This window comes from Pseudomonas sp. GM80 (genome assembly GCF_000282515.1).
GTDB lineage: Bacteria > Pseudomonadota > Gammaproteobacteria > Pseudomonadales > Pseudomonadaceae > Aquipseudomonas.
In genome coordinates, this window is record NZ_AKJD01000145.1 from 1 (window position 1) to 11,998 (window position 11,998).

The window sequence follows — 11,998 nt, forward strand, 5'->3', positions numbered from 1 at the left end:
CCAGGCAGTAATCCACCGGCTCGCCGTCGATCATCAGGATGCGTTTGTCGCCGTCCTTGATCGCCGGCAGGTAAGCCTGGCCCATGATCTGCTGGCCACCGAGGGCGGTCAGGGTTTCCAGAATTACCGACAGGTTCGGATCGCCCGCACGGTGACGGAAGATCGAGGTGCCGCCCATGCCGTCCAGCGGCTTGAGGATCACGTCGCCGTGTTTCGCGGCGAACTCACGCAGCACGTCGGCGCGGCGGCTGACGATGGTCGGCGGCGTGCACTGCGGGAACAGCGTGGCGAACAGCTTTTCATTGCAGTCGCGCAGGCTCTGCGGCTTGTTCACCACCAGCACGCCAGCGGTTTCGGCCTGTTCGAGCAAGTAGGTGGAGTAGACGAACTCCATGTCGAACGGCGGATCCTTGCGCATCAGGATCACGTCCAGATCGCTCAGCAGGTTGTCCTGCTCGGCGTCCAGTTCGAACCATTTTTCCGGGTTGGCGAAGACTTTCAGCGGCTTCATGCGCGCCCGTGCCTGACCTTCGCCCTGATACAGGTCGCGCTGTTCCATATAGAACAGTTCCCAGCCACGCTTCTGCGCGGCCAGCAGCATGGCCAGCGAGCTATCCTTTTTATAGGAGATGCTGGCGATAGGGTCCATGACAATCCCGACGCGAACGCTCATTGGGTTTTCCTCGAAAATTGGCTACCGGATCGGTATTGAAAAAGTGCCGCCAGAGTGGCGCCGGGCGGGTTTTCGGTCAAGGAAAAACCCGTCGATAGATTGCATCTGGAGACTGTGCTAAAAAGGCTGCCAAGCCGTGCTGGCCCTTGAGCATCAAGGGTTTCCAGCCATTACTCATCGCAAAACGGACAATTTGATTCGCAAAGGCGACGGTAGAGCCCTCTTATGGAACAGCAGTCCAGCGCCTTGAAGGTCATGGTGATCGACGACTCGAAAACGATTCGTCGCACCGCCGAAACATTGTTGAAGAATGTCGGGTGCGAAGTGATTACGGCGATCGACGGTTTCGACGCTTTGGCGAAGATCGCCGACAACCATCCCGGGATCATTTTTGTCGACATCATGATGCCGCGTCTGGATGGTTATCAGACCTGCGCTTTAATCAAGAACAACAGCGCGTTCAAGGCCACGCCGGTGATCATGCTGTCATCGCGTGACGGGCTGTTCGACAAGGCCAAGGGGCGGATTGTCGGTTCCGATCAATTTTTGACCAAGCCTTTCAGCAAGGAAGAACTGCTCAACGCGATCCAGGCCCACGTTCCGGGCTTTGCCGCCGTTTTGCCGCAGTAAGACACGTACAGAGACGCTCGGCCAGCGGGCCGGGCGTCGACAAGAAAAATGGGGAAAACCATGGCACGTATCCTGATCGTCGATGATTCGCCGACTGAAATGTACAAACTCACCGGCATGCTCGAAAAGCACGGCCATGAAGTGCTCAAGGCCGAAAACGGCGCCGACGGCGTGGCCCTGGCCCGTCAGGAAAAACCCGACGCGGTATTGATGGACATCGTCATGCCCGGCCTCAACGGTTTTCAGGCGACCCGTCAGTTGACCAAGGATGCCGAGACCAGCCACATCCCGGTGATCATCATCACCACCAAGGATCAGGAAACCGACAAGGTCTGGGGCACCCGTCAGGGCGCCAAGGACTACCTGACCAAACCGGTCGACGAAGACACCCTGATCAAGACCCTGAACAACGTACTCAAAGGCTGATCGCGCAACCATGAGCGAATCGCTGACCGCGTTCGAACTGCTCTGGCAAATCGACCAGCGCTGCCGCTTGCTGGCGGCAGATTTGCCGTCGCAACCGGCGCGCCAGGATCGCTGGAGCGGCATCGGCTTTCGCCTTGGCGAACACTGGTATGTGGCGCCCATGGGTGAAGTCAGCGAAGTGCTGCACGAGCCGCGCTTCACTCAGTTGCCCGGGGTCAAGCCATGGGTCAAAGGGGTGGCTAACCTGCGTGGGCGGCTGCTGCCGATCATGGATTTGTGTGGTTTCTTCGGGCATGAACTGTCGCCGTTGCGTAAACAGCGGCGAGTGTTGGTGGTCGAGCATGGCGATGTGTTTGCCGGTTTGATGGTCGATGAAGTTATTGGTCTGCAGCATTTCGAGCAGGACAGCTTCGAACCGATCTCGATCAGCAAGCGCCAGGGCTCCAAGGCCGAGTTCGTCAAAGGCTATTTTCGGCGCGAGCAGAACTGGCGGGTATTCAGCCTGTTTGCCCTGGCGAAATCCCCGGTGTTCATGAGCGTCGCAATCTAGTCGAAACAACAGAGAACCCATGTGGGAATGGGCCATGCAATGGTGGGATTCTGTGGCAAGGGAAACCTGTGGCGAGGGGATTTATCCCCGTTGGGTCGCGCAGCGGCCCCAAATCTGCAACGCCTGACCATCGTCAGCGCATGCAGAATTTTGCGACTGCTTCGCAGCCGAACGGGGATAAATCCCCTCGCCACAAAAGCTCCACTTCACAAGGCTGACTCCCACAGGTTGTTCGATGAGCTTCAAACAGGCGAGGACCGATGATAAAAGCAAAAACAGGCAAGCCGGCGGAAGGATCGCGCAGTCGCTCGCAGATCATCGTGCTGTTCATCGCACTGATCGTGTTCATCATGCTGCTGTTCGCCAACTTCGCTTACCTCAACACCCAGGCGAACTACGACAAACAGTACATCGGCCACGCCGGTGAGCTGCGCGTGCTCTCGCAACGCATCGCCAAGAACGCCACCGAAGCCGCCGCCGGCAAGGCGGCCGCGTTCAAGTTGCTCAGCGATGCGCGCAACGATTTCGCCCAGCGCTGGGGTTACCTGAAGAAGGGCGACCCGGTCACCGGCCTGCCTCCAGCCCCCGCCACCGTGCGCCCGGAAATGCGCGCCGTGCAGCTCGACTGGGAACGCCTGCTGAAAAACACCGACGCGATTCTCTCCAGCGAACAGACTGTGCTGTCGCTGCATCAGGTCGCCGCGACCCTTGCCGAAACCGTGCCGCAGTTGCAGATCGAATACGAAAAAGTCGTCGAAATCCTCCTCCAGCGCGGTGCTCCGGCGGCACAAGTGGCGATGGCCCAGCGTCAATCGCTGCTGGCTGAGCGCATCCTCGGCGCGGTCAACACCGTGCTTGCCGGCGACGAAAACTCGCAGCAAGCCGCCGACGCCTTTGGCCGCGACGCCACGCGTTTCGGCCAAGTGCTCAACGGCATGCTGCAAGGCAACCCGGCGCTGAAAATCAGCCAGGTCGAAGACCGCGACGCCCGTGCCCGTTTGAGTGAAATCTCCGAGCTGTTCCAGTTTGTCTCCGGCTCCGTCGATGAAATCCTCGAAACCTCGCCCGAGCTGTTCAAGGTTCGCGAGTCGGCCAGCAACATCTTCAGCCTCTCGCAAACCCTGCTCGACGAAGCCTCGCACCTGGCCACCGGTTTCGAGAACCTTGCCGGCGGGCGCAACACCGACACCATCGGCGGCTATGTCCTTGGTTTGCTGGCGCTGGCGTCGATCATCCTCATCGGTCTGGTGATGGTTCGGGAAACCAATCGCCAGTTACGCGAAACCGCCGAGAAGAACGAGCGCAACCAGAACGCGATCATGCGTCTGCTCGACGAAATCGAAGATCTCGCCGACGGTGACCTCACCGTGACCGCCTCGGTGACTGAGGACTTCACCGGCACCATCGCCGACTCGATCAATTACTCCGTCGACCAACTGCGTGATCTGGTCGCGACCATCAACCTCACCGCCGGCCAGGTCGCTGCTGCGGTGCAGGAAACCCAGGCCACTGCGATGCACCTGGCGCAAGCCTCGGAGCATCAGGCCCAGCAGATTTCCGAAGCCTCAACCGCAATCAGCGACATGGCCGAGTCCATCGATCAGGTTTCTGCCAACGCTGCCGAGTCTTCGGCGGTAGCCGAGCGTTCCGTGGAAATTGCCAACAAGGGCAACGAGGTGGTGCACAACACCATCCACGGCATGGACAACATTCGCGAACAGATTCAGGACACCGCCAAACGCATCAAGCGTCTCGGTGAGTCGTCGCAGGAAATCGGCGACATCGTCAGCCTGATCGACGACATCGCCGACCAGACCAACATCCTTGCCCTCAACGCGGCGATCCAGGCGTCGATGGCCGGTGATGCCGGGCGCGGTTTTGCTGTGGTCGCCGACGAAGTGCAGCGCCTCGCCGAGCGCTCGTCCGCCGCCACTCGGCAGATCGAAACCCTGGTGCGGGCGATCCAGACAGACACCAACGAAGCCGTCATCTCGATGGAGCAAACCACCACCGAAGTGGTGCGCGGCGCGCGACTGGCGCAGGATGCCGGTGTGGCCCTGGAAGAAATCGAAGGCGTGTCGAAGACCCTTGCGGCGCTGATTCAAAGCATCTCCAACGCGGCGCAGCAGCAGACCTCGTCGGCCGGGCAGATCTCGCTGACGATGAACGTGATCCAGCAGATCACTTCGCAGACGTCGTCCGGCTCCACGGCCACCGCCGAAAGCATCGGCAACCTGGCGAAAATGGCCAGCCAGTTGCGCCGTTCGGTGTCCGGATTCACCTTGCCGGCAGCGTCCGCGCCGGCGACGGATAAAGTGTGATCGGAGCGGTTATGGGTGATCGGCACGACTATGTGGCCCTCGAATGGGTCAAGGGCGAAATTGCCGAAACGCTGAAGCAGGCGCATCAGGCGATTGAAGCCGTGCTCGATGATCCGCAGGCCTTTCCCGGGCTGGACGAGTGCCTGGATTACATCCATCAGGTGCACGGCAGCCTGCAGATGGTCGAGTTCTACGGCGCAGCGTTGCTCGCCGAAGAGATGGAACATCTGGTCGAAGCCCTGCAGCACGAGCGCGTCAGCCACCGCGACGAAGCGCTGCACTTGTTGCTGCAAGCCCTTGGGCAATTGCCGATCTACCTTGACCGCGTGCAGAGCGCCCGCCGAGATCTGCCGTTGGTGGTGCTGCCGCTGATCAACGATCTGCGCAGCGCCCGGGGCGAAAGCCTGCTCTCGGAAACCAGCCTGTTCAGCCCGCAACTGCCCGAACTGCCGCCCTTGAGCGCTGATGCGCTGGCACTGCTAGAGCCAGCAGAGTTGCCGAACGTGCTACGCAAATTACGCCAGATGCTGCAAATGGCTTTGGTCGGTTTGCTCCGTGAACAGGATGACCAGACGCATCTCGACTATCTGGCGAAAGTCTTTACTCGCCTCGAAGCGCTGAGCGGCGATTCACCCCTGAGCCCACTTTGGCAGGTCGCTTCGGCGCTGGTCGAAGGCATGCGCGAAGGCGTGATCGCCAACAGCCCGGCGCTGCGTAGCCTGTTCAAGGACGCCGACAAAGAGCTCAAGCGCCTGCTCGAACAAGGTCTGTCCGGCCTCAATCAGCCGGCACCGGCGGAGCTGCTGAAAAGCCTGTTGTTCTATATTGCCAAAGCCGAACATCCCACCGGGCAGATGCTGACCATGAAAGATCGCTACTCGCTGGACGACGCGTTGCCCGACAGCGCGATGGTCGACGAAGAGCGCGCGCGCCTGGCCGGCCCCGACCGCGATGCGATGCGTTCGGTGCTGGCGGCCTTGTGCGAAGAACTGGTGCGGGTCAAGGAACGCCTCGACCTGTTCGTGCGCAGCGACCGTCAGCACACCTCGGATCTGGAGAGTTTGCTGGCGCCGTTGCGGCAGATCGCCGACACCCTCGCCGTGCTCGGTTTCGGCCAGCCGCGCAAAGTCATCATCGATCAATTGGCCGTGGTGCTCAGCCTTGCCCAGGGCCAGCGCGAACCGAACGACGCAATCCTGATGGATGTCGCCGGCGCCTTGCTCTACGTCGAAGCGACGCTGGCCGGCATGGTCGGCACCGTCGAGCCGGAAAGTCCGGAAGACGCGCGCCTGCCGACCACCGACCTGACGCAGATTCATCAGATCGTGATCAAGGAAGCACGCATCTGTCTGCAACAGGCCAAGGACATGATCGTCGACTACATCGACGCCGATTGGGATCGCCAGCACCTGCAACCGTTGCCGGCGCTGCTGACTCAGGTGCGCGGTGCGCTGGCGATGATTCCGCTCAGCCGGGCGGCGAGTCTGGTCGAAGCGTGCAACGGGTTTATCCGCGAACATTTGCTGCTCGACCCGCACGAGCCGGGTTGGGAGCAACTCGATCATCTGGCCGATGTCATCAGCAGCCTTGAGTATTACCTCGAACGCTTGAGCGATGACCCACAGGCAGCGGGCGAACAATTGCTGGACGTCGCGCAGAAGTCCCTCGCCAGTCTGGGTTTTTTTCCAAATGAGCCGCACGTGCCGGTGCTCGAAGACGTGCTCAGCCCCAGCGAAGCGCTGGTGATGCAGGACATGCAAGCGCTCGACGATCCTGAGATCGTGCAGTCGCTGGCCGACGTTCTGGCCAGCCCGGTGTCAGCGCTCAACCCGCCGGCATTGAGCACGCCCGGCAGCCTGATGCCGCCGCCGGCCGATGAAGAACCGGTCGACGATGAGCTGCGCGAAGTGTTCCTCGAAGAGACCGACGAGGTGCTCGAAGTCCTCCACGAATACTTGCCGCGCTGGATCGCCAATTCGCAGGATCGCGATGCGCTGACAGAACTGCGACGCGCCTTTCACACCCTCAAGGGCAGCGGGCGCATGGTTCGCGCGCTGATTCTCGGTGAACTGGCGTGGTCGGTGGAAAACCTGCTCAACCGTGTGCTCGAACAAAGTGTCGAGCCGGGCTCGGTGGTGCAGCAAGTGCTGACCGACACCGTGCTGTTGCTGCCCGAACTGATCAGCGAATTCGCCACCAACAGCCAACGGCAGCGCAGCGATGTCGATCAACTCGCTGCCCGTGCTCACGCCTTGGCCAAGGGGGACGAACCGCTGGCTGCCGAAGACGTCGACGATGTCGCGGCGCTCGATCCGCTGCTGCTGGAAATCTTCCGCAAAGAAGCCGAGACCCACCTCGCCAGCCTCAATCGCTTTCTCGATCAAGCCGCCGAGCATGTGCCGCTACAGGCCAGCGATGAATTGCAGCGCGCCCTGCACACGCTCAAGGGCAGTGCGTCGATGGCCGGCGTATTGCCGATTGCCGAACTCGCGGCACCGCTCGATCAACTGGCCCGCGAGTTCAAGGCGCACCAGTTGCCGCTGGACCTCGACGAAGTGGAGTTGCTACTTGAAGCCGAGGGCCTGTTCCGCGTCGGCCTGCGTCAACTCAAGCATGATCCGCTGGCGCCGATTGTCGGTGCGCAGTCGCTGATCAAACGCTCGGAAACCCTGCTCGCCGAGCGCCTGGCGTCGATCCTCGATGCGCCGCACACCGGCCTGCGGATCAAGCGCGATCCGCAACTGATCAATAACTTCCTCGCCCAGGGCATGGATATCCTGCTCGACGCCGAAAGCCTGTTGCAGCGCTGGCAGCAACACCCCGGCGAGCGTCAGGAACTCAGCGCCTTGCTGGATGAGCTGACCACCCTCGGCGAAGGCGCGCACATGGCCGATCTGCTGCCGGTCGACGTGCTGTGTGAAGCCTTGCTCGACCTCTATGGCGCGGTGGAAGAAAGCAGCCTGGCGGTCAGTGAACGGTTTTTCCAGGAAGCGCAAAACGCTCACGAAGCGCTGATCAACATGCTCGACGAACTGGCGGCGGGTCAGGAAGTCACGCCGCAGCCAGAGCGGATTCGTGCCCTGCATGATCTGCTCGATGAAAGCCTCGACCCGTCGTCGATGGGCCTGATTCGCAGCGATGGCAGCCGCACCCTGAGCATCCGTGAACTGGGCAGCGCCACCGCTGAGTTGCAGCAAAAGGCAACGGCGCTTGAACCCGATGACGAGATTGTCGAGATCTTCCTTGAAGAGGCCGTGGACATTCTCGACAGCTCAGGCCAAGCCTTGCAGCGCTGGCTGAGCGACCCGGACAACGTTGCGCCGCTGTCCTCGTTGCAGCGCGATTTGCATACGCTCAAGGGTGGCGCGCGGATGGCCGAAGTCGAGGCCATCGGCGATCTGGCCCAGGAGCTGGAAAGCCTTTACGAAGGTCTGGTCGATCGTCGCTACAGCTACAGCGAAATCTTGGGACGCTTGCTGCTCAAGAGCCATGACCGCTTGGCGCTGTTGCTTGATCAGTTGCAAAACCATCAGCCGCTGACGCCGGCACAGGAGCTGATCGAAACGATCCGACAGGTCCGCCAAGGCCAAAACGTTGCCGAAACGCCGCCAGCAATAACCGAGCACGACAGCGCCGGTCACGACCCGGAGCTGCTGGAAATCTTCCTCGAAGAAGGTTTCGACATCATCGAAAATTCCGGCGCCGCGCTGCTGCGCTGGCAGGCCGAGCCGGGCAATCGTCAGGAAGTGGAAACCCTGCTGCGCGATCTGCACACGCTCAAGGGTGGCGCGCGGATGGTCGAAATCGGCCCGATCGGCGACCTCGCGCATGAGCTGGAATACCTTTACGAAAGTCTTTCCAGCGGCGCTTTGCAGCCGTCGGCGGAACTGTTTGCGCTGGTGCAGCGTGGGCATGATCGTTTGGCGCAAATGCTCGATGGCGTGCGCGCCGGGCAACCGTGCCCGCCGGCGGATCGGTTGATCAATGCGATCCAGAATTTCAGTCATCCGGTAACGGTAGAAAAGCCGCCAGTGCCATCTGTGCAGGTCAAGACTGACGCGGCACCGCCGGCTGCCGAGGCTGGCGCGGACATGGTCAAAGTCTCCGCCGAACTGCTCGATGAGCTGGTCAATCTGGCCGGGGAAACCTCGATCTTCCGTGGCCGTATCGAGCAGCAGGTCAACGACGCGCAGATCGCCCTGAAGGAGATGGAAACCACCATCGAACGCATGCGCGATCAGCTGCGCCGTCTCGACACCGAAACCCAGGGGCGGATTCTCAGCCGCCAACAAGTCGACGCCGAACGCCTCGGTTACGAAGAATTCGACCCGCTGGAAATGGACCGCCATTCGCAGTTGCAGCAACTGTCGCGGGCGCTGTTCGAATCGGCATCCGACTTGCTCGACCTCAAGGAAACCCTCGACCACCGTAACCACGACGCCGAGAACCTGTTGCAGCAACAGGGCCGCATCAACACCGAATTGCAGGAAGGCCTGATGCGTACGCGCATGGTGCCGTTCGAGCGCATGTTGCCGCGCCTGAAACGCATCGTTCGCCAAGTCGCTGAAGAGCTGAATAAAGACGTCGCGTTTGTCGTCGGCAACGCTGAAGGCGAGATGGATCGCAACGTACTGGAGCGTATGGCGGCGCCGCTGGAACACATGCTGCGCAACGCCGTCGACCACGGTCTGGAGTCCGCCGAAGTGCGGCTGGCGGCGGGTAAACCGGCGCAAGGGCAGATCAGCCTCGACCTGTCCCGCGAGGGCGGCGACATCGTTTTCGATATTCGCGACGACGGTGCCGGGGTGCCTCTGGAAGCCGTGCGCAAGAAGGCAATCAAGCGCGGCATGCTCGCGCCGGAGGCAGAGATCAGCGACCGCGACGTGTTGCAGTTCATCCTTCAACCGGGGTTTTCCACAGCGGAAAAGATCACGCAGATTTCCGGGCGCGGCGTCGGCATGGACGTGGTGCACGAAGAGGTGCGGCAGCTCGGCGGCAGCATGAGTATCGATTCGGTGCCGGGGCAGGGCGTGCATTTCCGCATTCGTCTGCCGTTTACGGTGTCGGTCAACCGTGCGCTGATGGTGCAGTGTGGCGAGGATCAATACGCGATTCCGCTGAACACCATCGAAGGCATTGTTCGCGTGTTGCCGAATGACCTGGAAGCGCACTTCCGCGTTGATCCACCGCGCTACCAATACGGCGGCCAGACCTATGAGCTGTGCTACCTCGGCGAACTGCTGAAAACCGCGCCACGACCGAAACTGCTGGGGCAGAACCTGCCGTTGCCGGTGCTGCTGGTGCATTACAACGACCGGCGCATCGCCGTGCAGGTCGACACCATGGCCGGTACGCGGGAGATCGTGGTCAAGAGCCTCGGTGCGCAATTCGCGGCGGTGCAGGGCGTGTCCGGGGCGACGATTCTTGGCGATGGCCGGGTGGTGCTGATTCTTGATTTGCTCGCGCCGATTCGGGCGATGCAGGCACGGATTGCGCAGACACCAACGCTGCCGGAGATCGACAGCGAACCGCACAAGCCGCTACTGGTGATGGTAGTCGACGACTCGGTCACCGTGCGCAAGGTCACCAGCCGCTTGCTCGAACGTCACGGCATGAACGTGCTGACCGCCAAGGACGGTGTCGACGCCATGCTGCTGCTCGAAGAGCACATGCCCGACCTGATGCTGCTCGACATCGAAATGCCGCGCATGGACGGCTTCGAAGTCGCTACCCAGGTGCGCAACGACGAACGCCTGCAACACCTGCCGATCATCATGATCACCTCACGCACCGGCCAGAAACACCGCGACCGCGCCATGGCTATCGGCGTCAACGACTACCTCGGCAAGCCGTATCAAGAGTCGGTGCTGCTTGAAAGCATTGCCCAGTGGAGCAAGAAACATGCATGAACGCCGGCATAATCAGCGCACCAGTCAGCTGACCGGGCTATTGCTGCCGCTGGCGGATCGCAATTTGATCCTGCCTAACGTCGCTGTTGCTGAATTGATCGATTATCAGGCCAGCGCCTTCGATCTGGACACGCCGCCGTGGTATCTGGGGCGAGTGAAGTGGCGCGAGCGGCAGATTCCGTTGCTGAGTTTTGAGTCGGCGTGCGGGCAGAAAATCGTCATTGGCGAACGCGCGCGGATCGTGATTCTTAATGCGCTGGGTGGATTGCCGGAGTTGAAGTTCATTGCGCTGCTGGTGCAGGGGATTCCGCGCTCTTACAAGCTCGACAGTCAGTTGAGTTATGTCGATGTGCCGTTGTGTGCGTTGGAGCAGGCGGCGGTGCAGGTCGGGGAGCAGGTGGCGAAGGTGCCGGATTTGCTTGGGCTGGAGCAGTTGTTGGTGGAGGCTGGGCTGGTCCACTGATGCAGAATTCGTGTTGCTCTGACTGGCCTGATCGCTGGCAAGCCAGCTCCCACAGGTTTTTGTGTGGTGCACAAAATTCGAATACAACTCGGACACTGTGGGAGCTGGCTTGCCAGCGATGGGGCCAGCAACATGACCAAATTCCTACAGGCAAATCCCCGATTTCTGTCATGCCTTAAACACTTTCCGGCACATCTGTTTAAAGACACCCGGTGTTACGGCTCCCTAGCCTACAAATCCTTGCGCCGCTGCCTACGCATGTACCAGAATCCGCCGGCTTGTGCGCTTTGGGCTGGCTGCGTAACGTGGATTGGGTCACTGATTCCCAGTGATCGGGTTTAGCAGCCCGGCTAGTTGTCCGGTCGTACGAGTCTCATCCAGTCAGGCAATCGCCTGCACTTGATGGTGGCTGTGCGCATGGCACCTTCGGGTGCGCCGGGTTTGGGTGACTACCGGTCTGCTAACTTGCGCACAGCTGCCTCCCTATCGTTTAGCAGCGGGATGGTCGCAGCCTCATCAGAGGAAAGTCATCCATGTTCAAAGTAACGCCTAACCCGCCGTCCACCGACCCGGCATCTCCCTACGAATCCCCCGATTCGAAGAAATTCCACGAAGCCGCCGAACGCGCCCTCGACCATTACCTCGGCCCGACCAACGCCGACCTCATGGCCACGCCCTACACCCCGAATACGCTGTACATGGCCAACCCGAATGCAGACACCGAATCCCTGCTGACCGACGCCAGCGAAACCCTCGGCTCGGCCACGGTGATGCTCAACAATCACGCAGCCATGGTTGAAGGCACGCACCGCAAGACCCTGCAAGGTATTGCGCAGGTGGTGATGGTGGCGGAAATGGCTGTCAATCGCGTGTTGGACAGATTGGTGCCGACTGACTGATTAATGCGTCGACCCATGCGACGCCATCGCGAGCAGGCTCACTCCTACAGTTGGAATACGTCCCCTGTAGGAGCTGCGGCACGCTGCGATCTCTTGATGTTGATCCTGAAGATCAAAAGATCGCAGC

8 protein-coding genes are annotated in these 11,998 nt (G+C 60.9%); 7 read left to right on the plus strand and 1 reads right to left on the minus strand.

Features of this window, described 5'->3' with window-relative positions:
- The coding region (gshB, locus tag PMI37_RS19990; protein ID WP_008084302.1) for a glutathione synthase at positions 1–673 on the minus strand (673 nt) is incomplete at its 3' end.
- Between the two features lie 225 nt (positions 674–898).
- Between gshB and pilG the strand changes: the two genes are divergently transcribed.
- The 7 genes from pilG (at position 899) to PMI37_RS20025 (ending at position 11,871) form a co-directional block, all read left to right on the plus strand.
- The gene (gene pilG / locus PMI37_RS19995; RefSeq protein ID WP_007913673.1) at positions 899–1,303 is read left to right on the plus strand and encodes a twitching motility response regulator PilG; all 405 of its coding nucleotides are present in this window, start codon (positions 899–901) and stop codon (positions 1,301–1,303) included.
- 60 nt (positions 1,304–1,363) lie between these two features.
- Positions 1,364–1,729, plus strand: coding sequence for a twitching motility response regulator PilH (gene pilH / locus PMI37_RS20000; protein WP_008084306.1), 366 nt, complete (start codon positions 1,364–1,366; stop codon positions 1,727–1,729).
- Between the two features lie 10 nt (positions 1,730–1,739).
- Entirely contained in the window at positions 1,740–2,279 is a 540-nt protein-coding gene (locus PMI37_RS20005; protein WP_007913675.1) for a chemotaxis protein CheW, read from the plus strand.
- A 260-nt stretch (positions 2,280–2,539) separates the two neighbouring features.
- Positions 2,540–4,600: a methyl-accepting chemotaxis protein gene (locus tag PMI37_RS20010; RefSeq protein ID WP_008084308.1), complete on the plus strand. Its 2,061-nt coding sequence runs from the start codon at positions 2,540–2,542 to the stop codon at positions 4,598–4,600.
- Between the two features lie 11 nt (positions 4,601–4,611).
- On the plus strand, positions 4,612–10,509 hold the full coding sequence (locus tag PMI37_RS20015) for an Hpt domain-containing protein (RefSeq protein ID WP_008084309.1): 5,898 nt from the start codon (positions 4,612–4,614) through the stop codon (positions 10,507–10,509).
- Entirely contained in the window at positions 10,502–10,972 is a 471-nt protein-coding gene (locus tag PMI37_RS20020) for a chemotaxis protein CheW (RefSeq protein WP_008084311.1), read from the plus strand. The genes PMI37_RS20015 and PMI37_RS20020 overlap by 8 nt, the downstream gene beginning before the upstream one ends.
- A 533-nt stretch (positions 10,973–11,505) precedes the next feature.
- Positions 11,506–11,871, plus strand: a complete 366-nt coding sequence (locus tag PMI37_RS20025; RefSeq protein WP_008084312.1) for a DUF6124 family protein — start codon at positions 11,506–11,508, stop codon at positions 11,869–11,871.
- The last annotated feature ends 127 nt before the right edge of the window (positions 11,872–11,998 follow it).

What these genes read in the sequence shown, in the direction of transcription:
- pilH (WP_008084306.1), top strand. Translation starts at nt 1,364, where the DNA reads ATGGCACGTATCCTGATCGTCGATGATTCGCCGACTGAAATGTACAAA.
- PMI37_RS20025 (WP_008084312.1), top strand. Translation starts at nt 11,506, where the DNA reads ATGTTCAAAGTAACGCCTAACCCGCCGTCCACCGACCCGGCATCTCCC.
- PMI37_RS20015 (WP_008084309.1), top strand. Translation starts at nt 4,612, where the DNA reads ATGGGTGATCGGCACGACTATGTGGCCCTCGAATGGGTCAAGGGCGAA.
- PMI37_RS20020 (WP_008084311.1), top strand. Translation starts at nt 10,502, where the DNA reads ATGCATGAACGCCGGCATAATCAGCGCACCAGTCAGCTGACCGGGCTA.
- PMI37_RS20010 (WP_008084308.1), top strand. Translation starts at nt 2,540, where the DNA reads ATGATAAAAGCAAAAACAGGCAAGCCGGCGGAAGGATCGCGCAGTCGC.
- pilG (WP_007913673.1), top strand. Translation starts at nt 899, where the DNA reads ATGGAACAGCAGTCCAGCGCCTTGAAGGTCATGGTGATCGACGACTCG.
- PMI37_RS20005 (WP_007913675.1), top strand. Translation starts at nt 1,740, where the DNA reads ATGAGCGAATCGCTGACCGCGTTCGAACTGCTCTGGCAAATCGACCAG.